The organism is Acidobacteriota bacterium (genome assembly GCA_016716905.1).
Lineage (GTDB): Bacteria > Acidobacteriota > Vicinamibacteria > Vicinamibacterales > SCN-69-37 > SYFT01.
Window position 1 is genome coordinate 690,693 of record JADJUS010000004.1, and the last position, 25,217, is coordinate 715,909.

Annotated in this window: 20 protein-coding genes; 10 read left to right on the forward strand and 10 right to left on the reverse strand. The window is 63.1% G+C overall.

The features are described 5' to 3' along the window. Positions 1 to 10 precede the first annotated feature (10 nt). Entirely contained in the window at positions 11 to 2,473 is a 2,463-nt protein-coding gene (locus IPL75_07015) for an ABC transporter permease (protein MBK9240006.1), read from the reverse strand. A 170-nt stretch (positions 2,474 to 2,643) separates the two neighbouring features. Between IPL75_07015 and IPL75_07020 the strand changes: the two genes are divergently transcribed. Beyond that, on the forward strand, positions 2,644 to 3,849 hold the full coding sequence (locus tag IPL75_07020) for a DUF481 domain-containing protein (protein ID MBK9240007.1): 1,206 nt from the start codon (positions 2,644 to 2,646) through the stop codon (positions 3,847 to 3,849). On the opposite strand, the gene IPL75_07025 is transcribed toward IPL75_07020, so the two are convergent. Next, positions 3,808 to 5,304 carry a deoxyribodipyrimidine photolyase gene (locus tag IPL75_07025; GenBank protein MBK9240008.1) on the reverse strand — a complete coding sequence of 499 codons (1,497 nt, stop codon included), beginning with the start codon at positions 5,302 to 5,304 and terminating at the stop codon, positions 3,808 to 3,810. The two genes, IPL75_07020 and IPL75_07025, sit on opposite strands and share 42 nt — an antisense overlap. A gap of 82 nt (positions 5,305 to 5,386) precedes the next feature. On the opposite strand from IPL75_07025, the gene IPL75_07030 reads away from it, so the two are divergent. Beyond that, positions 5,387 to 7,594, forward strand: coding sequence for a DPP IV N-terminal domain-containing protein (locus IPL75_07030; protein MBK9240009.1), 2,208 nt, complete (start codon positions 5,387 to 5,389; stop codon positions 7,592 to 7,594). 13 nt (positions 7,595 to 7,607) lie between these two features. Here the strand turns inward: IPL75_07030 and IPL75_07035 are convergent, their stop codons facing one another. The 5 genes from IPL75_07035 to IPL75_07055 all read right to left on the reverse strand — a co-directional run bounded on the left by IPL75_07035 (position 7,608) and on the right by IPL75_07055 (position 14,799). Beyond that, positions 7,608 to 9,110: a hypothetical protein gene (locus IPL75_07035; protein MBK9240010.1), complete on the reverse strand. Its 1,503-nt coding sequence runs from the start codon at positions 9,108 to 9,110 to the stop codon at positions 7,608 to 7,610. A 246-nt stretch (positions 9,111 to 9,356) separates the two neighbouring features. Then, positions 9,357 to 10,106, reverse strand: a complete 750-nt coding sequence (locus IPL75_07040) for a hypothetical protein (GenBank protein ID MBK9240011.1) — start codon at positions 10,104 to 10,106, stop codon at positions 9,357 to 9,359. 20 nt (positions 10,107 to 10,126) lie between these two features. Continuing rightward, on the reverse strand, positions 10,127 to 13,315 hold the full coding sequence (locus IPL75_07045; protein ID MBK9240012.1) for a CHAT domain-containing protein: 3,189 nt from the start codon (positions 13,313 to 13,315) through the stop codon (positions 10,127 to 10,129). 25 nt (positions 13,316 to 13,340) lie between these two features. Then, positions 13,341 to 14,201: a sigma-70 family RNA polymerase sigma factor gene (locus IPL75_07050; GenBank protein ID MBK9240013.1), complete on the reverse strand. Its 861-nt coding sequence runs from the start codon at positions 14,199 to 14,201 to the stop codon at positions 13,341 to 13,343. A gap of 124 nt (positions 14,202 to 14,325) precedes the next feature. Beyond that, on the reverse strand, positions 14,326 to 14,799 hold the full coding sequence (locus tag IPL75_07055) for a hypothetical protein (protein ID MBK9240014.1): 474 nt from the start codon (positions 14,797 to 14,799) through the stop codon (positions 14,326 to 14,328). 659 nt (positions 14,800 to 15,458) lie between these two features. Between IPL75_07055 and IPL75_07060 the strand changes: the two genes are divergently transcribed. The 4 genes from IPL75_07060 to IPL75_07075 all read left to right on the forward strand — a co-directional run bounded on the left by IPL75_07060 (position 15,459) and on the right by IPL75_07075 (position 18,303). Continuing rightward, complete coding sequence (locus IPL75_07060) at positions 15,459 to 16,349, forward strand: class I SAM-dependent methyltransferase (GenBank protein MBK9240015.1); 891 nt, start codon at positions 15,459 to 15,461, stop codon at positions 16,347 to 16,349. A gap of 30 nt (positions 16,350 to 16,379) precedes the next feature. After that, complete coding sequence (locus tag IPL75_07065) at positions 16,380 to 17,357, forward strand: acyl-ACP desaturase (GenBank protein MBK9240016.1); 978 nt, start codon at positions 16,380 to 16,382, stop codon at positions 17,355 to 17,357. After that, positions 17,354 to 18,070 (forward strand): hypothetical protein, encoded by a 717-nt coding sequence (locus tag IPL75_07070; protein ID MBK9240017.1) that lies wholly within the window; start codon positions 17,354 to 17,356, stop codon positions 18,068 to 18,070. The genes IPL75_07065 and IPL75_07070 overlap by 4 nt, the downstream gene beginning before the upstream one ends. A 62-nt stretch (positions 18,071 to 18,132) precedes the next feature. Continuing rightward, positions 18,133 to 18,303 carry a hypothetical protein gene (locus IPL75_07075; GenBank protein ID MBK9240018.1) on the forward strand — a complete coding sequence of 57 codons (171 nt, stop codon included), beginning with the start codon at positions 18,133 to 18,135 and terminating at the stop codon, positions 18,301 to 18,303. 50 nt (positions 18,304 to 18,353) lie between these two features. Here IPL75_07075 and IPL75_07080 read toward each other — a convergent pair whose 3' ends face one another. Then, positions 18,354 to 18,725: a translation initiation factor gene (locus IPL75_07080; protein MBK9240019.1), complete on the reverse strand. Its 372-nt coding sequence runs from the start codon at positions 18,723 to 18,725 to the stop codon at positions 18,354 to 18,356. Positions 18,726 to 18,766: 41 nt separating this feature from the next. Further along, positions 18,767 to 20,203: a glutamine synthetase gene (locus IPL75_07085; protein MBK9240020.1), complete on the reverse strand. Its 1,437-nt coding sequence runs from the start codon at positions 20,201 to 20,203 to the stop codon at positions 18,767 to 18,769. A 144-nt stretch (positions 20,204 to 20,347) separates the two neighbouring features. Between IPL75_07085 and IPL75_07090 the strand changes: the two genes are divergently transcribed. Continuing rightward, positions 20,348 to 20,638, forward strand: coding sequence for a hypothetical protein (locus IPL75_07090; GenBank protein MBK9240021.1), 291 nt, complete (start codon positions 20,348 to 20,350; stop codon positions 20,636 to 20,638). Further along, a complete protein-coding gene (locus IPL75_07095) occupies positions 20,623 to 21,141 on the forward strand; it encodes a hypothetical protein (GenBank protein MBK9240022.1) in 519 nt (172 codons plus the stop codon). The genes IPL75_07090 and IPL75_07095 overlap by 16 nt, the downstream gene beginning before the upstream one ends. 86 nt (positions 21,142 to 21,227) lie before the next feature. Here the strand turns inward: IPL75_07095 and IPL75_07100 are convergent, their stop codons facing one another. Further along, positions 21,228 to 22,475, reverse strand: a complete 1,248-nt coding sequence (locus IPL75_07100; protein ID MBK9240023.1) for a hypothetical protein — start codon at positions 22,473 to 22,475, stop codon at positions 21,228 to 21,230. A 176-nt stretch (positions 22,476 to 22,651) separates the two neighbouring features. Here IPL75_07100 and IPL75_07105 point away from each other — a divergent pair, with 176 nt between their 5' ends. Then, positions 22,652 to 23,635 carry a metalloregulator ArsR/SmtB family transcription factor gene (locus IPL75_07105; GenBank protein ID MBK9240024.1) on the forward strand — a complete coding sequence of 328 codons (984 nt, stop codon included), beginning with the start codon at positions 22,652 to 22,654 and terminating at the stop codon, positions 23,633 to 23,635. An 89-nt stretch (positions 23,636 to 23,724) separates the two neighbouring features. After that, a complete protein-coding gene (locus tag IPL75_07110) occupies positions 23,725 to 25,212 on the forward strand; it encodes an adenosylhomocysteinase (GenBank protein ID MBK9240025.1) in 1,488 nt (495 codons plus the stop codon). Positions 25,213 to 25,217: the final 5 nt, after the last annotated feature.

Here is a 25,217-nt window from a genome sequence, read left to right on the forward strand (position 1 = left end):
GTCGTTTTTTTTAGTCCCCGCGCAGCACGGTCAGCGGGTCTGTCCGCGTCGCCCGGAGCGCTGGAATCAGGCACGCCACAAACGCGGTCAGCAGGATCACGCCGGTGACCATGCCAAGCGTCAGCGGGTCTGTGGGCGAAATCCCGAACAGCAGCGTCTGGAGGTATCGGCCCACGGCCACGGCGCCCGCCACTCCGGCGGCCAGGCCGATGCCCGCCAGCCACAGGCCCTGACGCAGCACCAGCCAGAGCACACTGCCGCGCGCCGCGCCCAGCGCCATCCGGATGCCGATCTCCTGCTGTCGCTCGGTCACCAGATACGACAGGATGCCGTACGTGCCGACGGCCGCCAGCACGAGCGCGAGGACGGCAAACACGCCAAGCAACACCGTGAGAAACCGCGGCCGCGCCACCGCCGTGCCAAACACGTCATCCATCGTCTGCAACCGAACGATTGGGAGCGTCCCATCCAGGGCGCGCACCGCTGCCCGTATCTGCGATGCCACGCTGTCGAGCGGCAACGTCGATCGCATCACCAGGTTCATGTTCGTCGGAGCAAAGCCGGCGAGTCGCGGCTGCTGGTCCGCAAGGGCGTACAGCTCCGTGCCCGTATCCTGATCAACCCCGCCCTGCTTCACGTCCTTGACGACACCCACCACGGTGAACCACGGGAGGGCCGGACCACCTGGCCGGAGACGCTGTCCGATCGGGTCGCGGTCGCTGTAGAACCTCCGTGCGAGCGCTTCATTGATGAGCACCACCGGTCCGCCGGCCACATCACCGCGTTCAAACCCGCGGCCTTTGACGATCGGGATGCCCATGGTCTCGATGTATCCCGGTGAGACCGTCTGGTAGTAGTCGACGTTTTCGGGCGGCTGGCCCGTTGTTGCCGGATCGACGCCAGGGGGCGGCGGTGTGATGTGCTCGAAGTCCGTATCGTTCGCGTTGACGGCGCGATTGGGCGGCAGCCCCGTCATGGCCCCCACCGATTGCACGCCGGGGATTGCGCCGAGTCGCTCCTGCAGGTCAGAGAAAAACGCCACTCGACGCTCAGGCGGATAACTGGGCGCCGGCAACACGACGCCGAATGTGATGAGTTGCGCCCGGTCGAACCCGGTGTCCACGCGCGTCAGATTGATGAAGCTGCGAACAAGCAGCGCGGCGCCAACCACGAGCACCACGGCGAGTGTGACCTGCGCCACCACCAGGGTGCCGCGCAGCGCCTTCCGGAATCCGCTCGCGGTGGTGCCACGGCTGCCATCGCGTAACGCGATCGACAGTCGCGTCGTCAGGTGCAGCAGTGGGGCCATACCAAAGATCACGCCGGTCACAGCGGCTGTGACGACTGTGAATCCGAGGACACTCGCGTCCAGCGTCACCGAGGCGGAGCGGGGGATGGCATCGGGATTCACCGACAACATCGCGTTGATGCCGAGCCAGGCGAGGCCAGTGCCAACGACCGATGCGATGGCCGTGAGCAGCAGTCCTTCGGTGATGAACTGGCGCAGCAACCGGCCCCGGCCGGCGCCAAGCGCGGACCGGACGGCAAACTCGCGCTGCCGAGCCTCGGCTCGTGCGAGCAGCAGGTTCGCCAGATTGGCACAGGCGATGAGCAGTACAAACACGACAGCGGTCTGCAGGATCAGCAGCGCCTTCTGAATCGATCCCACAATGTCGTCCTTCAGCGGATCGAGCCGGATCTGGTGCCTTGGCACACTCGGCACATGCCCCTGCGGCACCATCGTCCGCCACTGGGCCACAAGGCGCGACGTGTCGGCGCGGGCCTGGTCAATCGTGAGGTTGTCCTTCAGACGCCCAACGAGGTAGAGGAAGTGGCCGCCGCGGCTGTTCTGAAAGGTCGCGGGATCGATCGTGAGCGGCTGCCACAGCTCCACTTTTTGATCGTGCACATCGAAACCACCCGGCATGACCCCGACGATCTCCGTGGAGGTGCCATTGATGAGCAGAGACCGGCCGACGATGCCCGCATCACCCCCATACGAGCGTTGCCACAACTCCCACGACAGCAGGGCCACCGGTGCGGCGCCCGGGCGTGAATCCTCGGCGCTGAACCATCGGCCGTGCGCGGGATTGACCCCCAGTGTCGGCAGCAGTTCAGGCGTGACCTGCGCCCTGACGGGCCGGCTCGGGGGATCTGTTCCCAGGTTCACTGCGTTGATCGTGTAGCCGCCGATGGACGAAAACGCCTGCGTGTTGTCGCGGAACTCCGAGAACTCAGGCATCGACACCCAGAACTGATCGAAGCCGAGCGTTGGAAACTGGCTGGTGACGAAGACGAGTCGATCCGGCCGGGGGTAGTCGAGTGGGCGAAGCAACACGCCATTCACGACCGAGAAGATTGCGGTGTTGGCGCCGATGCCCAGGGCGAGCGTCAGGATTGTGACGACCGCAAAGCCGGGCTGCCGCAGCAGCGACCGGATAGCGAACCTCAGGTCGTGGCGGAATGTGTCCATGCCCGGACTTAGACGAGAGTCACGCGCGAACGGTTGAGTGGTCGCGCCCTCAGGAACGCGGAAAAAAGGGAGGAAGGCCCCCGCCCCCCGCGGTTGGGGGGCGGTTGTCGTCGCCCCGCCGCCCCGGGGGAAAGGGGGGGGGCGCAAAAAACACCAAAAGACCGGCGACGGTGACAGCCGCGCCCCAGGCGGCCTCCGGTGCGCCGCGCCGGCTTCGCGTGTATCTCGACTGCGACTCGTGCTTCTCGGAGTATCTGAGGAGCGAGATTGACTGGGTGGATTTCGTCCGCCAGCCGCAGGATGCCGACGTCCACCTGCTGGCGAGTTCGCGCGAAACGGGCAGCGGGGGCCGTGAGTACGTGTTGCGGTTCGTGGGAGCCGGCCGCTTCCAGGGCAACGACAAGGACCTGCGGGCGGTCTCGATGACCGGCGATCCCGAAGAGCTGCGCCGCACGGGCGTCCTCGGCGCCGTGACCGTCGGCTTTCTCAGCTACATGGCGATCGACGGGCTGCCACCGGGATGGGAGTTGTCGATGAAGTCGAAATCTGCCGAACCCGATGACGCACCGCCCGCAGGCGATCCGTGGAATCTCTGGGTCTTCCGCCTCAGCGGCGGGGGGTCGTTCGAAGCGCAGGAGACGACCCGCCAGACCGAATGGCGGGGGAGCGCGTCGGCCGATCGCGTAACCGACGCGTGGAAGATCAGCTTCGGCGCCAGTATCGAGGAGAGCACGGAGCGCTTCGACCTGGACGAAGATGCGCCGCTCAAGGTCAGTCGCGGCAATCGGGAACTCGAGGGCTTCGTAGCGAAAAGCCTGGGCCCGCACTGGTCGTTGGGGCTCGGCGGCCGCGTCAACGCGTCGGAATTCGGCAACACCCGGCTGTCAACGACCCTGACCCCCGCCGTCGAGTACAGCGTATTTCCGTACCGCGAATATGCCTCACGGCAGTTGCTGGTGAAGTATCAGCTTGGGTTGCAGCGCGCCAGCTACAAAGAGATCACCCTCTTTGACAAGCTGCGCGAAACGTTGTGGCAGCACGAGCTGTCGGCAGACTTCGACCAGAAGCAACCGTGGGGTTCGGTGGAGTTCGGCCTCGAATGGCGGCAGTACCTGCACGACCTGTCCAAGTACCGGCTCGAGGCGCAAGCCGACGTCTCGTTCCGTATCACCCGGGGGCTTTCTGTCACCGCCGAGGCGCAGGCCTCGCGGATTCGCGATCAGATCTCCTTGCCTCGCCGTGACGCGACATCCGAGGAAGTGCTGCTGCGTCTGCGGGAACTTCAGAGCGGGTATGAGGTCCAGTTCTCGTTCGGCATCACCTACAGCTTCGGCTCACTCTTCAACAACGTCGTAAATCCGCGGTTCGGCGGATGAGCCCCACTTCTTCATGTATTGCTTCATTCGAAGTTTCCGAACCGTGTTAGCCGAACTCATATAGCGGATCTTGCCGAAGATGGGCCGCTCGGGGCCCCAGGCGCGATCGTATCGGCCGAGTATCCAGCAATAGCCGCTATAGGAATTGGGATTGCGGCCGTCCAGCGCGAAGCGATTCATGATTTCAATCATGGTGTGCAGCGCTTCTTCCGGCGTCCGTGTCCACTCCAGGATCTTCTTTCCCCACAACATGCGCATGTAGTTGTGGCACGTGCCCGTCGCGGCCAGTTCGCGCTGCGCGGCGTTCCAGATCTCATCGTGCGTCCGGGCGGCCGCAAACTCCTCGATCGAATACACAATCGGCCGCGGGTCTGTTGCGTGTTGGGCCAGTGTGGCGCGCGCCCACGCCGGGAGTGAGCTGTACTGGTCGTAGTCATCCGGTCGCAGGGCACACATGTTGAAGCCCAGTTCGCGCCAGGTGATGAGTTGGTCGAGGAATCCCTCGGCAGACGCAGACGTGCCCCACCAGCCCTCTCGATTTCCTCGCCGCCCGCTGCCGAGTTTCCGGCTCGTCCAGCCTTCAGCCGTCATCACGGCCTCAAACACCTCGTGTGAGGAAATGTGGCCAAAGTGCAGATACGGCGACAACCCGCTCGTCCCCTCATCGTCTGGATCGGAGTTGTGATCGGCGTAGCGGGCCAGGCGCTGTTCGATGAATCGCCGTAACCTGCCGCGCGCCGCGGTGGTTCCGCCACGTGTGTCTACGGCCGGCACTGAGTGGTCGATCGGTAGTGATGCGATGAGGGCGTCGGGTGCTTCAAGCACATCCAACGGCACGGTGGGCCAGCGGGCGCTGATGTTCGCAGCCAGCGGCGGGCATTTTGGCAGGTCGCGAAATGTGATTGGAGCGGGCCACTGCCCGAGGTGGTCGCGCAGCGTCCCCTGCATGTGCGAACGGAACGAATGCGCGGTGAGGAACACCTTGCTGGTGCCGCGCACAGGCATCACGCCGTTCGAGTCCACCGATTCCAGTCGCGCGTCGATGCCGCGTCCGGCCGCTGCCACCATGCGCGGCAGGAAGAATGACGGAAAGTCGTCGGTCACCACCACACATGCATCAGCGGCCAGCTGAGCGAGCAGGCCCTTGCCGGCGCCGCGGGTCGGCTCCACGTACGGAAAGTACAGAACGGGGGAGCCCGCCAACGCCCGAGCGTGATCGGCCATGCCGTCGATGACGAAGCGGTGGAGCCGGTCGCTGGCCCAGGGGTAGTCGGACCGGAGGGCTTCGAGAATGACCAGGGGCTTTCCCCATTCACGGGCTTGTTCCACCGCATGCTGCAGCGCGAAGTTCGACGACAACCGCCGGTACGCCGTCATCCAATACAGGACGTACGTCCGGTCGGGGCGGGCGGGGAGATCGTTGATCGCACGGACGCGCGTGGAAGGAAGGGGCAAGTTAGGAAATTAGGAACTGGGGAACTGGGGAGCTGGGGAACTGCTGAACTGAGTATAAACTCTGGCCTTCAGGAGTGCTTCGATGAGATTACTCACCCGTGTGCTTGCGTTGTCCGTGGTCGGCGCGGTGTCGTTTGGCTTGCAGTTCAGCCCAGTGTCCGCGCAGGACCGGCTGGCGAAAATGCCGGGCGTGGACCAGTTCCGCAAGATGCAGCCGTTGCTCGGCGGTGCCATGGTGTCTGGCGCGATCACGCCGGCATGGACCGACGACTCCAAGGCGTTCACCTACAATTTTGCCGGCAGCCGTTATCGCTTCGATGTGATGACCATGGCGGCGGTGAATGAGGGGGCGGCGCCGGCGGGCGCGGGCGCCGGAAGAGGCGGGCGCGCCGGTGGGCCTCCCGCGGGTGGTGGCAGAGGCGGGCGCGGCGGGGCGCCGTTGGGCGGTTGTCCCGCGGCGCAGGTGGAGCGAGGCCGTCAGGCCGAGTGTGTGGGATCGCCAAACAGCGCGATGCGTGCGTACCACAAAGACCGCAACATCTGGATTGCCAACGCGGATGGGACGGGTGAAAAAGCCCTCACCACCGACGGCAGCGAAGAGAAGCGCATCAAGTACGGCACGGCAAGCTGGGTGTATGGCGAGGAACTCGGACAGACGTCGGCCATCTGGTGGTCGCCCGATTCCACGAAGGTGGCGTTTTACCGGTTCGATGAAAGCAAGGTGAAGGATTTCTACCTGCAGATGACGCAGACGGACATCCAGAGCTCGCTCGACATCGAGGCCTACCCGAAGGCCGGCGCGCCAAATCCGGTAGCCGACATCTTCATCTACGACACCAAGGCAGGGACGACGACGAAGGTGGATGTGCGTGATGGCCGTCCCTTCACCGACATTCCGGCGGATGGGACAGCGTTCGCCAATGACAACGTCGGGCACTACGTGTATCGGATCAACTGGTCGCAGGACGGCAGCGAACTGCTGATGAACCGCACCAATCGCCGGCAGAACAAGCTGGAGTTTGCCGGGTGTGCGCCTGCGTCAGGCGAGTGCCGTGTGATTCTTTCTGAAGAGTGGCCCACCGGATGGGTGGTGAACTCGCCGCCGATTCAGTACCTGAGCGACAACAAACGGTTCATCTGGACGTCGGAGCGGAATGGCTGGCGCAACCTGTATCTGTACAGCACGTCGGGCAAACTCATCGCGCCGCTGACGCAGCACTCGAACTTTGAAGTGGTAGGCGTGACGAAGGTGGATGAGGCTGCCGGTGTGGTGTATTACACGGCGCGCTCCGGCGACAACTGGATGAAGGTGCAGTTGCACCGCGTCGGCCTGGACGGCAAGGGTGATGTGCGCCTGACCGATCCGAAGTTCACGCATACGGTATCGCTCTCGCCCGACAACAAGTTCATCGTGGACGTCATCCAGACGCACAAGGATCCGCCGGCGTCGCGTCTGCTTGACGCGTCAGGCAAGGTGCTCAAGGAACTGGCGGCGAGCGATCTGACGAAGTTCAATGAGCTGGGGCTGAAGAAGAGCGAGCAGTTCACGTATCTGGCGGCCGATGGCAAGACGCAGCTCCACGGGATGATCAGCTTCCCGTCGAATTTTGATCCGTCGAAGAAGTACCCCGCGCTGGCGTCGGTGTACGGCGGTCCCGGGTCAGGTGTGACGACCGAGAACTATTCCGCACCCAACGCGACGGCCGAGTACGGGTTCCTGATGTTGCAGCTGAGTTCGCGATCCGCGCCTGGCATGGGCAAGCGGACGCTTGATGCCGCGTATCTCAACCTGGGTGTGACCGAGATGGACGACATGGCGCTGGGCGTGAAGGCGTTGTGGAGCCGGCCGTATTTCGACAAGGATCGCGTCGGCATCTTCGGCACGTCGTACGGAGGCTATTCGTCGGCGCTGTCGATACTCAAACATCCCGACGTCTGGGCAGCCGCGTCCGGGTCGTCGTCGGTGACGTCGTGGTATCACTACGATTCGATCTACACCGAGCGGTACATGTGGATTCCGCAGGAGAACAAGGCGGGGTACGAGGCGGGCAACGCGATGAACCTGGCGAAGAACCTGCAGGGCCGGTTGCTCCTGTACTACGGCACGGCGGACAACAACGTGCACCCGAACAACTCCATGCAGCTCATCAAGGCGCTGCAGGCGGCGGGCAAGAACTTCGAAGTGCAGGTGGGCCCTGACGCCGGTCATACGGGCGTCAACAACGGCCGCATGATGGAGTTCTTCATCGAGAACCTCGTCATGCGGCCGGAGCGGTTGAAGGGCGGGTAGGTCCCCCGGCGCATCACTTCTTCGTCTGCAACAGGTCGACGCTGAGCAGCAGATAGCCGCCAGGCTTGTACTCTTTGCCGTCGTCTTTAATGTCTGTCCACGACAGGCCGCCGCCGAGTTGAAATAGATCTGCGACTTTTACGGACAGGCCGAGATAGAAGTCGAGGCCCGTCGACTTTGGCGAAAGGCCGACGTTCAAAGCGGGAACCAGCATGCGGGAGTTCTCCGGCCGTATCGCGAAATTGACCACGGCGGCGAGTGTCTGTCCTGATGCGCCTGGCTGGTTCTTGACCCACGAATAAATGTAGGCTGGCGCGATTGAAACCTCGTACCGGGAGTAGGGGTCGATCGTGAGTGAATACGTGCCTTCGGACGTGGTTTCCTTGTTCGGGTTGCCCTTCGTCTTGGCAATCACGACTGTCGCAGTTTGTGACTGCGTCGCGGAATAGGGAACCGTGCCCAACGTGACGGGCACGCCGATCTTCTGCGCGTCGGCTTGGAATGTCGTCAGTATCTCGATGGTTTTCCGGGCATCGGGCTCAACTGTTCGCAGTAGGGCCACGTAGGCCGCGATAGTCGCGTCAGCAGTCCCGTCGCCGATGGCCGCCAACACAGACTTGAGCGCCTTGCCTGCGGCTGCATATCCTTGATCGACGGCGTTGCGATGTTGCTCGAGTTTGGCGGTCAGAAGTGCGGCGGCCACCTTCGCTCCTTGTGGGTCATTGGCGGCCTGCTTCAGGATTGCGGGGACCCCTTCGGCTATGGCGGAAACCTCTGACATAGCGGTGGCCAGGGCGCTCAGCCACTCGTCATCGCGACCCGCTGCGGTCAGTGCGGCGACCGCAGCCGTGCGGCGCGAAGCACCCTCCTTCTTGATGCTCTCTACTGCCATCCGGCGGAATTCTGCAGCAATCTCGTTCAGGAGTGTTTGCTTCTCCGATTCTCTTGCTCTTAGAGCCAGATTCGCTTGATCCAGCTCCTGCCTACGGAGTTTGGCAGCAGCTCCGGTTGAGAAAGTCAAGATCTGCTGCTTCGATGCCGCCAGCGCATCCAGTTCGGCCACCTTCTGCTCAGTGGTCCTGAGGGTCTCGAGTTTCTGCGCAATCGCGTCGAATGTCGCGATGTCGCCTGTTTCTGTTTGGCCCCCCTTGAGGTTGTCGACCTTCCCCGCCAGCCCCCCGACGTCCTTCAGCAGCTTTGCTAGGGCCAACACGGCCGTGTAGTCCTTGCTGTCCTCGGCCTTGACGTCTTTCCAGGTGTAGGTGAAGAGCAGAGGGTTCGGGTCGAGAATGACGACGCTGGTGGCGGTGCCGAGCGTGGCCGGCACGGTGATTGACTTCGTTGTGGCACCGGATGTGATTTCTCCTTTGTGGTTTCTGACAACGATCTCGGATTCGGCTTGCTTGATCTCAACGCGTTGAGTGGCTGGCGTGGTTCTCTGGGCGATAGCCGGCACTGCCGTCGTAGAGGAGATGACAAGAGCGATAGAGAATGTGCGCAACAGGTAGTGGTTCATGGTGGCCTCGAAAAGTGGTTTAGCGCTGTAGACGGACGCGTTGTGCAGTTTCCGCCCCTTGTCCAGATGGCGACCACACCGCCCGGTGACGTGGCGATACGGGCGGGTCAGCCGAGCGGTCAGAGGCAGGGGCCTCGCAGTGCGGTGACAAATTCGGGAATAAACAGCCGCATGATAGAGGCGCTCATCATGCGGCCGGGGCAGTTGAAGGAGGCGCAGGCCAGAGGTGGCACCTAACTAACGTCACTACGGCAGGCGAACATTCGGTACGCAGTTGCCTCCGCCAACACTCATTGTGTGAACGTGCCCACCGCCTGCGGCACCTCCATGCGGCGCCGACGTCTGACCAGCGGTAAGCGCAAGTTGTTCGTTCGCCGGCACGCCGATCGTTGTGTAGTACCCGGCAAAATGACCAAGGCCCCCATGCCCTGGGCCGAACGTCGGGGCCGCGTTTGTTAGCGTGACTGTGGCGTCTTTCCTGAAGGTGATTCTGTCGCCTGATTTCTTGGCGATCACCAAGTCTGCTGATTGCCACTGAATGATCTCAATGTAGGTACGCGCTGTGACATTTTGCGTCCTGGAGCGAAGTTCCAGCTGGTTCGGGTACGCGATGTGCTCGCTCAGGGTTCCACCCTTGAGTAGTATGGAAGCACCGGACTTCAAATGGGCCGCCGGCACGCCTGGGTGAAGTTGGCTCAGATCGATGAGCCTATGCATCGGGACCCAGTTGGTGACGGTCCCGCCACCTGAGCTCAATTCCAAACCCGACAGGTCCCACTTGCCCCACTGGCCCCCGTCCGGGGTGTTCAGTAGTTCGTCAGGCATCCAGGTTGTCTTTGTGTTATCAAGAACTTCGTTGTCGACTTTCGCTACCAGTACGGCCCGATGCACCGGCACCCCCATTCCGTTGCCGGCTGCATCTGGCATCAGGACCAATTCTTCGCCGGTCTCTTGTCTAGTGAATCCGCACAAACCATGGAACGTAATCGTCAACATTTACTTCTCCCCTTGTTGTCTCATCGAGTTGCGTCGTAGTTGATTTCGCCGAAAGCGCCCAAGGTTGCCCAGTGCTTGGGTTGATTGAGTGCTGGATCACCAGACCGCAGGAGAGCCAGTTGAGCGCGCCTGAGAGCCGCGGCCGGGTTCTCCGTCTCGCGAAAGTGACCATAGAATCGGCGAAAGAGCTCCAGCGAGGCTCGGTCGTCGACAGCCAAATAGCCCGCCACCACCAAGTGAGCACCGGCCCTCAAGAATGCATTAGCCAACCCCAATGGACCGCTTCGAGTGAGGCGGCCCTTCGCCGACTCACAGGCCGCCAGCACAACGAGTTGGGTACCGACGAGACTGGTGGCGGCGATCTCGTCGGCCGTGATCGTAGAGTCACCCGCCAGCACGAGCGCCGACTGGCCTGGCTCAACACGGTTGACTAATGCGTGGCTCGCGAAATGAATGACACGTGCGTTAGCCAGCGCTGGCATCACGCGTTCAGCTGTGGCTTCGCTGCCTGTCAGCAGCTGGCTCTCCGCACCAAAAGCGTCCGCGACCATACGCGCTTCGAGATTGGCTCCAGGCAGGTCAGGCAGGAATGGGTATGCCGTGCGGGCATTGTCTGGGTTGCCGATCGCTAAGACTGTTTCGGCTCGGCGAATAGCCGTTCGCCGACGGAGTGCCACTGCGACGTTCGGTGCAACCAATACCGAGTGTTCCTCGATTAGAAATCTGCTGTGCCCTCCAGGCAGCGCCGCAAATGGAAGCAAGTGCAGCGGCCCGTCTGGTACCACGACCAAATCATCGACTCCGTCAAGCGAACTGCTGACAGGCTCCATGAGCCGATGCCAGAGCTCACGGCCAACAGATTCCGAACCGGTCGAGATGGTGAATGCTTCGACGAGACGGCCGACCTCGGTCCGGGAGATGCGGATCGATGCGAAACTCAGAGTGGTCTTGCGCAGAACCCACACAAACGTCTCTTCATCCGCAACCGCGAAATACAGTGTAGCCGCTCGGGGTGGAAGCTGCCCCTGAACCTCTGTGATTTGCAGCCGTGCTGCCGTCCGTTGAGAGGCAGTGTTCGCCCGCCAGGCCCGGGATTGCTCAGCCGCCTCCCATGCCCGATCGTAGCGTCCGGCTTTGACCTCCAGAAGGATGGTCTCGTCTCCAAATCGTGCCAATAGGTTCTGGAACGTCGCGCGCAGTTGGGGCTCTGTGACAGTCTCCAGTTGTTCGTCGAGCAGGGCGATTCCGCGATCGAGTTCGATCCGTGCCGCCTGAACGTCGCCCGACATCTGAAGCAACCTGGCTTTTGCGAGGTGGACTTCCGGCAGGCGGCCTACGGCGTCCGCGTTGAAAAAGTACTGCAGTGAACGTTTACTGGCCTCTAGTCCCTCCTGAAAATGGGCCGCATCGGTGGACCACGCGATCGCGAGGTCAACCTCCGCTCTCATCCGATTCCAACTCGGATCGTCGGACGCAAGAATCGAAGCCGCTTCCCGCAACCGGCTTCGAGACTCATCGTGGCGTCCGGCCACGGCCAAGCTCATGGCCAGTTGCCGGAGTGCATCCGCCAAGTCCAGAGGCTTGCTCGCAGAGCGGGCTCGGTCGGCGGCCCCGGTCTCCAGCATCAACGCGGTCCTGATGAAGCCTGACGCGCGGGCAGCTCGCGCCGCCTCAAGAAGTGCGCCACTCCGACGCGTAATTGGGAGGGCCTGTATCCGCTTTTCCCAGGCTCGAGTTACGTCACCCGCTCGATCGAAGCGCTCGCCCAGCAACACTTGCATGAACGCCCAATTGTCGATTTCGCCGACCCCCTCGAAAAACCCAGCGGCTTGCTCGTAGTACGACTCGGAACTGCGGTAGTCGCCCCCAATCAGTGCGATGACTCCAAGCATCCAGTCCACTTTGCCCAGCAGGCTGGGATAGCCGCGATCTTGAAGCTGACCTCGGATGATCTTGAGCCGGTACTCCGCCTCCGCCACGCGTCCACTTAGGTACTGAGCGACCGCAATCGACGTATTGGCCGCGTGGGCAAGTGGGCTATCTGCTGCACTCAGGGCTTGGGAGGCAACACTGAACTCCTTAGCCGCGTCGCCATACCGGTTCGCAAGGTAGTATTTCCTGGCTCTCGCGTAAGCGGTGTGTCCCGCTCGAAGCCGATCGACCGCCGTGGGCGAAGCGCCAGTCACTGTTCGAACAACCTCCCTGGCGAGGGCGTCTGGGTATGTTGCCAGGGAAGCCACAATGTCATTCGCCTCAGCGAGTGCCGTCGTCCTGGCCTTGGAGTCGGGAGCCGCAGCCCAACTTGGCATGACGCTGTCGAAGAGCTTGTCGCGAATGGCCGAGGGGCCGGGGGCATCACTCACCTTGTCGGCTCTTCGCGCAAGTGCCTCTATGTGCTTGGACGCCTCGGCCGCCCACGGAGAACTACTATCCACGGCAAGGTAAACGCGCCACGCCTGGAGCGCCTCTTCGAGCAGGCCCAACCGCTCAAGGATCAGCGCACGATTGAATCTTGCTTCGGCCAGATCAGGTGCTTGAACGAGGGCCAATTCAACCGCTTCCTGCGATTCAGGCAGATCGAGCGGGTCCCCAGACAATTGATAGCGGGCGAAGTGCACTGCGGCGAGGTCCGACCAATACGATCCGTTGCTTGGCGCAAGAGCCGTAGCTTCTTTGAGAGCCCGGATGGCCTCATCGAGCGATTGCGGCGAAGCCAGCACCGCTTGCCCGCTAGCGAAGGCCGCCAGGGTCTTCGCTGTCCGACTCCGCTCCAGTTTTTGCTGCAACTCGCCCGCAGCAATCTGTACAGCAGAGGCAGGCTGAGCTTGGGCGCCCGAGCGTGTGACCGATGGCACCGGTCCCCAGGCAAAGCCGCCGCTGAGCCGAGCTTCAATCGGACGAGCTGTCGCGACTGCGACAACGAGCGATGCTATTTCGGGGCGTTGTCCCCTTGGCCAAAAGGTGTATGCCGTCAAGGCCAACAACGCCACGGCTGCGGCTACGGCTCCTGCCCTTGCCGCCCGGGCAGAAAACCCTACCGGACGAGGCGCTTGAACGGGGGCGGGAGTCCCCAGTGTTGCACTCAGCTGAACCCCGTCCATCCACACCTCGTAGCAGTCCGCGCACTCGGCCAGATGCGCCTCGACCGCCGCGCGCTCGCGCGGCTCCAGTCGGCCGTCGATGAGGGCGGCCAGCGTCTCGGCGTCCACGCAACCCGGCGTCGGGTGACGACCGTCACTCACGGTGTCCTCCAGTCAGGGCCGACGCGTGGCCGCTTCGATCGAAGGGACGGACGTCGTTCCGGGTTTCCCCGGCTTCGAGGAAATGGAATCCCCGATCGGCCATAGCACCCGCAATGGCGGCGGCCGTTATGCCTTCGGCCTCCAATGAAGTCCGCAGTGCGGTTAATACCTTTTCAATGCGGCGATACAAGGGCTTGGCCTCCAGCCGAAGGGCACGGGCAATATCGGCAATAGGGCAATCATCTTCGAACCGCATCTTGAGGATCAGACGGTCCTGAGCCGGGAGTTTCCGGACCTCGGTGGTCAGCACACCTGACACATGGTGGGCCATGACCGCCGCTTCCCGGCCAGCGACATCGTCATCAGGGGGTGGTATGGGCGTCGGCAATGTGTTGATTACGGTATCGTCCACAAACGACCGCTTGTGTCGGATCGGAAAGCGCACGGCCAGCGCCTCAACCTCCGCGCGCGACTCCGTGACTTCATATTTGGACCGCAGGAGTTCGTAGGCTTCGTCAAGAGAAAGGCGATCTCGTACTGTGAGAGTCTCTAGACGCACCGCGGTCGGTCCCAGGCGCTTGGCTTCAGCCGATGGCCGCCACTTGCCCCACTTGGCGTTGCGCCAGTCCTGGAACTGTCTGGTGATGACGACAGTCAGGTACGTCGGCAGGGAACTGCGCCCCTCGAACCGCCTCAGCACGGCATAGTCATCCTCAATCAGATGCAGGCGCGCTGTACTTGAGAAGTCTTCGGCGTCGGCACCAAACACGCTGTTCCGCCGGCACACCGTCGCTAAGGCACGCTCAATCAGGTCCGCGTGGGCAAGATAGATCTCGTGTGACGCCGATGACATCGGTAGGAGCCAGCCTGCCTGTTGACCTGTGAACGAAACCCGGTGGATTCTGCGTGGGTTTCGCTCGCAAGTCAATCAGGGCAGCTGGCCCCGGTCCCGGCTGGTGCGGTCGCGCTCAGGTTCGCTACTTCTTGCCGTCGTCCTTCGCCAACTGCTTCAGGTCCTTGTCGAATCCAAGTTTGATGCTGATGGGGAACGTCACGCCCACGAAGAAGTGCGCGTTCCAGCTGTCGGTGATCGTGCGGCCAGCATAGGCAATGTCCTTGATTGGCAGCCCATCGTAGGCTGTCGGCCTCTCGAGTCCCTGCCCGTCACTCCTGGCAGAGATCGCCGGAAACTTGGCCGCATTCGCACTGACATGAGCGGCCGCCGCGCGCTCAAATCCCGCGCTGAGTTCTCGGCCCTTCGCCCGCGAGATGCCGAAGACCAGCGACGCGTCGCTGCCCATTCGGTAAGAGATGCCCGCGGTAAAGGCATCCACCAGTGCCGACGTGCCAGCCGTGTATTCCAGGCCCACCAACAGCCCCACCTTCTTGCCGACTTCGAAGCCGATGCCCGTTAAGGCGGTGGCCCGCCACTGGCTGTCGTTCTTGATCACCCAGAATATCGTCTTCAATGTCGAAGTCCGTGTAGTCATCGCGAAGAAAGCTGAAACCTCCTCCGACGAGCGTGGACCATCTGGGCGTCGGGGCGGCAGCTGCGACGGGGCCCTCAATGGCCCCAGCGACGTCGGCGGTCAAGCCACTGTGCCGACCGGTCCAATTGACGACTCCGGCGGTGACCTGGGACAACAAGGCCTCGGCTCGAACCCTGAGCACGACGGATCCGCTGGAAGCCCCACGGCGAGTAAACGTTGGGGCGCCCGTTGCCGATGCCGTGACCAGCCACTGGTCTCTGTCTTCGAGGACGCTGAGGACGACCGCAGGCCTTACGTCGATCACAACCTGCGCGACGGCGCCTTCCCCACAGGTCGGACACAGTCCGCTGAATGTGTATGTGATGTCCCAGCGCCCCTTCGCGCTGGTGGTTCCTGGGGCAACTGTTGAGTATGCAGAGGTCGCGGTCACGGTTGACTGCGCCTGCGCGAGCGATGAGGCCGGCACAACGGCCAGCGCGACGACCGACGTGATGATTCGAACGAGTAGTGTCATGGAAGTCTCCTTGCTCCAAGGTGACGGACACCGGAAGCAATTTCCCATGAGGTGACGACGCGTCGGGGGTTCGGGGAAACTGCGGCCCACGTCCGTCACCCTGTGCATGGACACAGCCCTCCACCTCATTCAGTCCGGACGCGCACATGAAGGCACGGATCGACTCGTGCGAATGCTGGCCGGGCAGTGGCTTAGGCTCGGAGCCTATGATTGGAAGCGATTTGCCAGTCAGGCCCTGGCACATCCCATCCGCGAATACATGCATGCCGACCCATTCACGTTCCGCGCGTTCTCGAAACCGCGCGGATATGCCGGCGACGCCGTGATGATGGACTACATCTATGGTCACCAGCAGGAACAGCTGGAGACGCCGGCTGATGAGGTGTTTCGCTACACCACACAGCACGCGCCGGCACCGGAGGGTGTCCGGGAGCGTCGTCGCGTCCTCGCCAGGACCATCGACGCGGTGGCCGACACTGCCGGGCGGCCGATCGAGGTTGCCGCCATCGCGGCAGGGCACCTCAGAGAGATGGAACTCTCGGTCGCCGCCGCGCAGGGAAGGGCGCGCGTGACGGCGATTGATGCCGACGAACAGAGCCTTGATGTGGTCAGTCTCGCCTATGCTCACCTGGGAGCCGCGACCGTTCACGGCTCGGTGCGCCAGATTCTCAGCGGGAAGCTGCAACTCGAACCAGTTGACCTGGTCTATTCCGCCGGCCTCTACGACTACCTGTCGAAGCCGGTCGCCGAACGCCTCACGTCAACCATGTTTGCCGCACTCCGTCCACACGGAACCCTGCTGCTGGCAAACTTCCTCCCAGACATCCCTGATGTCGGTTACATGGAGAGTTTCATGGACTGGCACCTGATCTACCGGACCGATCAGGACATGCTCGACCTGATCGATGCGCTGCCGAGGGCCGATGTCGCTTGTGTGCGGCAGTTCCGTGATTCGCAGAACACCATCACATTCCTCGAAGTGACCAAGCGCCCGTAGGAAACTCGGCGCCGCGTCCGTCTTCAGGGCATGGCTGCCACGCTGATTACCCCGCCGGTCCCTTCCAGGGCCGCGTCCGACGTGCTGAAGGACATCGAAGAACCCGTCGCTCAACTGCTGGCGCAGCACACAAACAAAACAGAGCAGTGGTGGCCCAGCGCGATGTTGCCGCGGCCGTATCGCCCCGATGACGCACCGCGCCTGGCGCAGATGCAGGCCGAGGCCGCGGGCATTCCCACCGCCGCGCGCGCCTGCCTGGCGCTGAATCTCGTGACCGAGGAAGGACTCCCGCTGTTTCACCAGGCGCTGGGCGAGCTGTTGCCCAAGGGCGCGCACTTCTGGACGTGGCTGCATCAGTGGACGGCCGAAGAGGATCGCCACGCCCAGGTGATCGGCGCGTACGTCGGTCTCACCGGAATCCTGGACGAAATCGAGCTGGACCGTATGCGCTTCACCTACGTCCGCCATGGCTGGGAGTCCGGCTGGGACGGTGATCCCTATCGCGTGTTTGTCTACACCTCGCTGCAGGAACGCGCGACGCAGATGGCGCACGCCAAAACCGCCGCCATCACCGGGCAATACGAAGAGACGATCGGAGGCTTCCTCAAAGTCGTGGCCCGGGATGAAGCGCGCCACTACGCCTTCTACCGCACCGTATTTGCAGAAATTCTGGCGCGCGACGTGGAGGAAGCACTGGTGTCGGCCGCTGCCGTGATGCCGCTCATGGCGATGCCCGGAGGCTCAATGCCCCAGTTTCGTGAGCTTGCCGAAGTGGCGTCGCGGGCCGGCATCTACACGCTCCGCGACTACCGCGGCATCGTCCAGGAGTTGCTCAAGTACTGGCGGATTGAGTCGCTGGCCCCGCGGACCGAGCGCGGCAAACGAAGCCAGGCATTACTGCTCGCCATTCCCGATCGGCTCAACCGCATCGCCGATCGCATGGAAGCCGTGCGCACCACCCGATCGTTTTCGTTCGACGTCGCGTTTAACAGGGAGTTCGTCCTATGAATCCACACTCACTCTCCGAATCGCTGTTGCAGGCTGATGCTGCGACGGTCCCGGCCTGGGATCACTGGGCCGGCTTGTTTGCCGCCGGCAACATCACACAGGCCATGGAAGCAACCGGGCTGGGCCTGCATTCGCTCAAGGCCCGAACCGGCGTTGACGAGTGGCGGGAGGCGAGTGCCAGCGCCCACGCGCGCGAGCTGCGGCAGATTGCCCACGAGTGCCCCTACTCGCGGCGTGGGTTCGACAAGCCGCGAGGCTACGCGGGTGACGCCGTACTGCTCGACTACATCTATGGCAGTGCGCCCGTGCCTGAAGGGACGACCGATCGCGGCCGCGCCATCCTGTCGTGGATGCGCCGCGAAAGCACAGGCTTTGCGAGCGTGCGCTGGCGCCGAGATTTTTTCGCCTCGCGTCTGGACGCGCTTGCGGCCACCGTCTCTCGACCCAGGGTTGCCGTCATTGCCGGCGGCCACTTTCGTGAAGGCCAACGCTCACTCGCGGTGCGCTCACGGGCGTTCGACACCCTCCAGTTGATCGACCAGGATCCGGCGAGCCTCGATGTGGTGGCGCACGAACAAGCACACGACGGTGTCACGCCAGTGGAAGCATCGGTTCGCGACATCATTACCGGCCGGCACACGCTCGATGGCATGGACTTCATCTACTCTGCGGGGCTCTACGACTACCTCGCGCCCCGGTTTGCCCACGACTGACGGCTCAACTCTTTGACGCGCTCCGGCCAGGGGGGACGCTGATCGTTGCGAACTTCGTTCGCATGATGGAAGACGGATGGATGGAGGCCCTGATGGACTGGTGGCTCCTGTACCGGACGCCGGACGAGGTGCGCGAGTTCTCGTCAGAGATCCCCCACGCGTCGATCGCGTCCCAGCGCGTCTTCATGGACTTGTTCGAGAACGTGGCGTACCTGGAAATGGTCAAGCGATAGGGCGTGCGCCGGGTCTGAAGACCCGGCCTCCGAAGAGGGCAACACGCGTGTCAGCCGATGATGACCTTGCGAACCCCTCGCGCAGTCAGCACGGCAGGGAGGCGTTTGCGGTGATCGCCCTGCAGCATCAGGGCGTCGCCTTCAACGCTGCCGCCGCACCCGAGCGCCGCCTTGAGGGCCTTGAGCCACTCGTCGAGTTCAGTGGCCGAGAGACCGAGTTGCTCGACGACCGTGGCTTCCTTCCCTCCACGTCCGGCGCGTTCCATGCGGACGACGGCTCGGATTGGTCCTGCGTCCAGAGTCCTGGGTCCAGTGTCCGCCGCTGGAACGCTGGGCGCCGACCGCCCAGCGCTTGAATCCGGCCCCACCACCTCAGGCAGCCCCAGCTGTCCGCGAAGCCCCGCAAACGGATTGTTCTTCATGCCCTCAGGACCCTGGACTCTGGACCCTGGACCCTGGACCTCTAAAACTGCGACCAGAGGTACTGGTTCGTGACCTCGTGGTGGAACTGGACTTCCGCCGTCTTGATGCGTGAGCCCAGCGCCTTCGGGCAGCGGTCTGCCTGGGCGGCTTTGACGTCGATATAACGACCGTGCACTTCGTCGCCCAGCAGTTCGGCCATGAACTTGCTGCCTTTGAAAAGGCGGATGGCGTCGTAGATGTTGTCGGGCAGGAACTTCGTGCGCGACCGCCGCGTTTCGGCATCCTCGTCGCCGAGCGGGCCTTCGAGGCCGGTGCGTAGAAGGGCGTAGAGCGCGAGGTACGGGTTGGCGTCGGGCGCAATGGACCGCACTTCGACGCGGGCTGATTTCTCGTTGCCAATCGGAATGCGGACCATCGCCCCGCGATTCACGGCCGACGCCTTGATCTGGTTGGGCGCTTCGTAGTGCGGGTCCAGCCGGCGATAGGCGTTGACGCTCGGGTTGAGCGCCAGGCAGATCTCCTGGCCACTGGCCAGGATGCGATCGATGAAGTTCCAGGCGCCCTTCGAAATCTGGTCCTGACCCTTCGCGTCGAAGAACGTGTTTTTGCCGTTCTTCGAAATCGAAAGGTTCGTGTGCATACCGTTGCCGTTGACGCCGGTCATCGGCTTCGGCAGGAAGCTCGCCGTCAGATCCATGCGCGCGGCCACCTGCCGGCACAGCAACTTGTAGAGCAGCACCTGGTCGGCCGCAATGTTCACTTCGGTGTACGAGTAGTTCATCTCGAACTGCGACGGCGCCACCTCCGGGTGGTCTTTTTCATTTTCGAACCCCATCGCGCGCTGCACTTCAGCGGCGCTGTCGATGAAGAGCCGCAGCGCGTCACCCGGCAGTGAGTGGTAGTAGCCACCGGTGCTGATCAGGTCGAATGCGCCCGTCTCGTGGTAGTGCCGCTCGGCGTCACGCCCCTTGAACAGGAAGCCTTCGATTTCCATGGCGGCGTTGAACACCGACGCGTCCTTGGCGAACCGCTTCTCGGTGTAGGCCTTGAGCTGCGACCGCAGGTCCGCCACGTACGGCGTGCCGTCCTTTTCCATGACATCGGCAAACACCAGCGTCTTGCCCGGGCCAAACACGTCGGACGGCAGCATGTAGAACGCCGGCCAGTCGATGGAGAGCCGCAGATCCGACTCGGCCTGCTGCGAGAATCCTCGAATGGAGGATCCGTCAAACGTCAGGTTGTCGGCGCTCTTGAGCAGGAACTTCTTGTCGTAGTCGAGGGCGTGCATCCGGCCCTCGAGGTCCGAGAAACACACGGTGACGGCCTTGATGCGCTTTTCGTCCGTCAGGTACTTCATCTGGCGTTCGCGCGCCTTGTGGGCGGGCGTGCGCTTGCGCCGGGCCTCTTTGGTGGCCAGGTTCATCTCTTCAAGCTTGTCGTAGGGGATTTCGAGAAAGTCGCGAAGGGCGGTGGGCATGGAAAGGCTCCTTAGAAATTAATGAGCCTGATTATAAGCTAAAAGTTGTATTAATAAGCACTAAACCATCAGGATATATTTTATCCAGCGGGTCAGATGATTCTCCAAGGGCACGACGCACCGGCTGGTCGCTATAATTGCCCCGTGGACGCCCGCACACTCACGGCACTTCCGGGAGCCGACCTCGTGCTCAAGGGGCTGCGTGATCTCGAGGACGGGACCGAGTCCATTGAGGCGCTGCTCGTCCGGATTGGTGCGTCGAAGTTGCGGTCCTTCGGATTGACGGTGCCGGCCAGCCCATCAGCCGTGGCGCCCGAACATCAGCTCTACGCACGGCTGGAAGACACGCACGGCCTGGCGGCGCACAGCCGCCACAACGCGCTCGTCCGCCGCCTTGTCAGCTTTGAACGGGCCCTGGCATGCGTGCGGCCGTAGACGCGGAGCGCCTGCGTGCGTTCATGACCGCCCTGGCGAAGGCCGCACGCGGTCCCCTGCAGGTCTATCTCGTCGGCGGCGCCACGGCGGTGACCGAAGGGTGGCGCGACTCCACCATCGATATCGATCTGGCGTTTGGTCCAGGCGCCGACGCCCTGCTGCGCGCCATTCCTGCGATCAAGGAATCACTCAACGTCAATGTGGAGTTGGCGTCGCCGGCCGACTTCATTCCCGTGAAGCCGGGGTGGGAAGATCGCAGCCCGTTCATTGCGCAAGAAGGCACGGTGACCTTTCGCCATTACGACCTCTATGCGCAGGCCCTCGCCAAGATCGAACGCGGCCATGAGACAGACCGGAGGGATGTGGCTGCGCTAATCGAACGCGGCCTGGTGGAGCGGGGCCGCCTGCGTGAGTACTTTGACGCCATCGAGCCAGAGCTCTTCCGCTTTCCGGCCATTGATCCACCCTCATTCCGCCGCGCGGTCGAGCTGATCACCGGCTGAGCGGACGGCGAGACGCGGATGGTATGGCAGCCGGCGCTGTTGCGTCACCGCGTCGCGGGCCGAGCGACCTGCGTGACGTGCCGTAGTCAGCGTCCAGCGATCCGCCGGGCGGCAAACTCTGGCTTGGTTGCATCGAGAATCTCACGAATGGCCACCCGGTCTGCCGTGGACAAATGGGCGAAGTCCTGGTCCCGGTCCTGCCCGGACAGGACGGCGTCGAGTCGCGCATAGAACAGGTGCCGCACGTTGTCAGGCAGCGCGTCGAACGCAGCCGAATAGATCAGGAAACTCAACGGGTACCGGAACAGCCGGCGGTCCAGCTCCAGATCACGCAGCGAACGGCCCTGCTTGTCTTCCGGTCCGCGCGCAGCAAACTCCCGCGCGTAGTCGGTGGTGCCCCGCACGGGCCCACTCAGCGGGGCCTCACCCACAAAAAGCATTTCGCTGAGCAACCGGTCCACGGCGCCCTCCAGCAGGGACGGCACGGTGGACGTCGAGTGGCCGGCCCGGTGCGCCTGGATGATCAGGTTGTGCACCTGCGCCTGATGTGTCAGCACCAGCAACGCGACAATGTCGCTGTGGGGAGTGAGGTACCGCCCGGTATTGACCCGTCGTGACAGATCGGTGACGTTGTCCGCTTTGGCGTCGGTGAACGATCGCACGTACGCGTCGCGCCCGGTCACTTCGTGGGCCAGCAACGGCGAGATCGTGTTCCCCGCATGACCCGGCGCACCGTGGGTGCCGGTCACGTAGTAGCCTCCGAATCGTCGTACAAACGGCGTGCTGTCGGTGACCGACCCTTCCTGCCGCGACCCAATTGTGTAGCCGAGCCGGTCGGCCAAGACCGAGAGCACGATCACTCCCGGTACCCCGCCGGTGACGGCCTTTGAATCGTGGCACATCAGGCAAAGCGTGGTCTCACGCTGGAAGACCGGGCGGTGCCCGCCGTCCTGGTTCACGGTGTAGAAACGCGCGCCCTCGTCAGGATCGATCGACGCCACCTCAAGGAAGGGGCTGCCCTGGACCGCGCCAACGTAGACGTCGTCGTTGAAGTAGAGCGCGCGCGGCGCCCGGGGGCTGATCCGATCCGTCTGCAGGCTGGTGCGCGAGAAGACCAGCCCCTGAGAGGTCAGGGGGATGTCGAGAGCCTCGAGCAGCCCTTCCAGGTACCCGTGGACTCCGCGCGAGGTGACGGTCAATTCGCCGGCCGCGATGCGGGCATCAAGTACGGCGATGGGGTCATTTCCGGAAAGGCCGTTCTGGCCGCGGAGCCCTGACGATGACAACACCGCCACAACACAGGCCAGCGTGGGACCAAGGGCGCGGGTTCCCATACTCAACGCGTTGAGTATAGCGACTCGCCGGTACTCTTGACGTGTCCCAGCGGACAGTGCCACCGCGGCCGTACGCAAGAAGTGTGCTCGGTCCGGACCGAGAGACCCGCCATCGCCCGACGCCTTGACAGCAGCACGACCAGTGTATATCCTTAAATCCGGATTTACGGATTTATATGGCCACCGCCACGCCACTCCTCGACTCGCTCTCAGCTCTGGCCGACGCCACCCGGTGCCGGATGCTGACCATGCTCGAGGCTCATGAGCTGACCGTGTCGGAACTCTGCACGGTGCTGCAGTTGCCCCAATCCACCGTCAGCCGCCAGCTGAAGATCCTGGCCGACGCAGGCTGGCTGGCCTCACGCCGCGACGGCACCAGCCGCTACTACGCGCTGGCGCTCGACGATGAGTCGCGGTCGCAGGTGTGGCGGATTACGCGTGACGAGGTGGCCGATCGGCCGAGTGCCGCGCAGGATACCCGTCGTCTGGAGCGAGTGCTCAAACTGCGCGCCGCCGCCTCGCAGAAGTTCTTCGCATCTGCCGCCGGTCAGTGGGACCTGGTCCGCGATGATCTCTTCGGCCGCGACTTCCTCTCATCGTCTCTCCTGAGCCTGCTTGATGACACATGGGTGGTGGGCGACCTCGGGTGCGGCACGGGCCTGGCCACGGCCGCCCTGGCACCACACGTGGGCAACGTGATTGGCGTTGACGCGTCTGAAGAGATGCTGGGTGCGGCTCGGTCCAGGCTGGCTGCGCTCAAGAACGTGGAGTGGCGGACGGGCGCGCTCGAGGCGCTGCCGATCAAAGACCGCACACTCGACGCAGCTGTGCTCCTGCTTGTGCTGCATCACGTGCCGTCACCTGCCGCGGCTCTGGCGGAGGCCTTTCGCGTGCTGAAGCCCAGCGGCCGCGTGTTGATCGTGGATATGGCCGCACACCATCGCGAGGACTACCGCCAGCAGATGGGGCACGTGTGGCTGGGCTTCGGCGACGACCAGATGCGCAAGTTTCTGACGCAGGCGGGTTTCGAAAAAACTCGAGTGACGAATCTGCCCGAAGACCCCGGTGCCCGCGGGCCGGGGCTGTTCGTGGCAACCGGAAGACGTAAAGGGAGAGTTGGAGACGTCGGATTACAGGGAGACGCTGAGACACAGAGTTAAGGCTCTTGAAAGACCTGGAAACTCTGCGACTCCGTGCCTCCTGTGATCCGTCGTGAGCTGAGTGTTTGTTGACTGACAAGGAGAGAGTGATGACGACCGCAACGATGACTGCACACGCGTTTGACCTGGCGAAGGCCGCCGGCAAACTTCCGTTCAAGGTGGCCGACCTGAGTCTGGCTGAGTGGGGCCGCAAGGAGATTCGCCTTGCCGAACACGAAATGCCGGGCCTGATGGCGATCCGCGCCGAGTACAAAGGGCAGCTGCCGCTGCAGGGCGCGAAGATCATTGGCTCGCTGCACATGACCATCCAGACGGCAGTGCTCATGGAGACCCTCGACATCCTTGGCGCTGATGTGCGCTGGGTGTCGTGCAACATCTTCTCGACGCAGGATCACGCGGCCGCCGGTGTGGCCGTGGGGCGCGATGGCTCGGTGGAAAACCCGCGCGGCATCCCGGTGTTCGCATGGAAGGGTGAGACGCTGGACGAATACTGGTGGTGCACCGAGCAGGCGCTGATGTGGCCTGACGGCTCCGGCCCCAACATGATCCTCGACGACGGCGGGGACGTCACGATGCTGGTGCACAAGGGGGTGGAGTTCGAGAAGGCCGGTAAAGTGCCGGCGTTTGATGCAGACAAGGAGCCCGAAGAGTGGGGCGTCATCCTGGAGTTGTTGCGCACGCAGCTCAAGGCGAACCCCGGCCGCTTCACGCAGGTGGCGAAGGACATCAAGGGCGTCACCGAAGAGACCACCACGGGCGTCCACCGCCTCTACGAGATGATGAACGCGGGCACGCTCCTGTTCCCCGCGATCAACGTCAACGACTCGGTGACGAAGTCGAAGTTCGACAACCTCTATGGTTGCCGGCACTCACTGACGGACGGCATCCTGCGCGCGAGCGACGTGATGCTGGCCGGCAAGGTGGCCGTGGTGCTCGGCTACGGCGACGTGGGCAAGGGCTGCGCGCAGGCATTCAAGGGCCAGGGCGCACGCGTGGTGATTACCGAAATCGATCCGATTTGCGCCTTGCAGGCGGCAATGGAAGGGTACCAGGTGACCACGCTCGACGACGTGGTGAAGACGGCGGACATCTTCATTACGGCGACCGGCAACCACAACATCATCACTGTCGATCACATGGCCCAGATGAAAGACAAGGCCATCGTGGGCAACATCGGCCACTTCGACAACGAGATCGACATGGCCGGGTTGAAGAAGCAGGGCGTGGAGCGCATCAACATCAAACCGCAGTTCGATGAGTTCGTGTTCCCGGATGGCCACAGCGTGCTGGTGCTGGCCGAAGGCCGGTTGCTCAACCTCGGTTGCGCCACGGGGCACCCGAGCTTCGTGATGTCGGCGAGCTTCAGCAACCAGGTGATCGCGCAGATCGAACTCTTCACGCACACGTCGAATTACGAGAAGAAGGTCTACGTGCTGCCGAAGCACCTGGACGAAAAGGTGGCGCGGCTGCACCTCGACAAGCTGGGTGTGAAGCTGACGAAGCTCTCGCCCGAGCAGGCGAAGTACATCGGCGTGCCGGTGGACGGGCCGTACAAGCCGGATCACTACCGGTACTAGTCCAG

Bases quoted from the DNA above. Each gene is read 5' to 3' on its own strand.
- IPL75_07035 (MBK9240010.1), bottom strand. From the start codon at position 9,110: ATGAACCACTACCTGTTGCGCACATTCTCTATCGCTCTTGTCATCTCC.
- IPL75_07050 (MBK9240013.1), bottom strand. From the start codon at position 14,201: ATGTCATCGGCGTCACACGAGATCTATCTTGCCCACGCGGACCTGATT.
- IPL75_07075 (MBK9240018.1), top strand. From the start codon at position 18,133: ATGATGGAAGACGGATGGATGGAGGCCCTGATGGACTGGTGGCTCCTG.
- IPL75_07110 (MBK9240025.1), top strand. From the start codon at position 23,725: ATGACGACCGCAACGATGACTGCACACGCGTTTGACCTGGCGAAGGCC.
- IPL75_07065 (MBK9240016.1), top strand. From the start codon at position 16,380: ATGGCTGCCACGCTGATTACCCCGCCGGTCCCTTCCAGGGCCGCGTCC.
- IPL75_07100 (MBK9240023.1), bottom strand. From the start codon at position 22,475: ATGGGAACCCGCGCCCTTGGTCCCACGCTGGCCTGTGTTGTGGCGGTG.
- IPL75_07040 (MBK9240011.1), bottom strand. From the start codon at position 10,106: ATGTTGACGATTACGTTCCATGGTTTGTGCGGATTCACTAGACAAGAG.
- IPL75_07060 (MBK9240015.1), top strand. From the start codon at position 15,459: ATGGACACAGCCCTCCACCTCATTCAGTCCGGACGCGCACATGAAGGC.
- IPL75_07105 (MBK9240024.1), top strand. From the start codon at position 22,652: ATGGCCACCGCCACGCCACTCCTCGACTCGCTCTCAGCTCTGGCCGAC.
- IPL75_07095 (MBK9240022.1), top strand. From the start codon at position 20,623: ATGCGTGCGGCCGTAGACGCGGAGCGCCTGCGTGCGTTCATGACCGCC.
- IPL75_07080 (MBK9240019.1), bottom strand. From the start codon at position 18,725: ATGAAGAACAATCCGTTTGCGGGGCTTCGCGGACAGCTGGGGCTGCCT.
- IPL75_07085 (MBK9240020.1), bottom strand. From the start codon at position 20,203: ATGCCCACCGCCCTTCGCGACTTTCTCGAAATCCCCTACGACAAGCTT.
- IPL75_07015 (MBK9240006.1), bottom strand. From the start codon at position 2,473: ATGGACACATTCCGCCACGACCTGAGGTTCGCTATCCGGTCGCTGCTG.
- IPL75_07030 (MBK9240009.1), top strand. From the start codon at position 5,387: ATGAGATTACTCACCCGTGTGCTTGCGTTGTCCGTGGTCGGCGCGGTG.
- IPL75_07070 (MBK9240017.1), top strand. From the start codon at position 17,354: ATGAATCCACACTCACTCTCCGAATCGCTGTTGCAGGCTGATGCTGCG.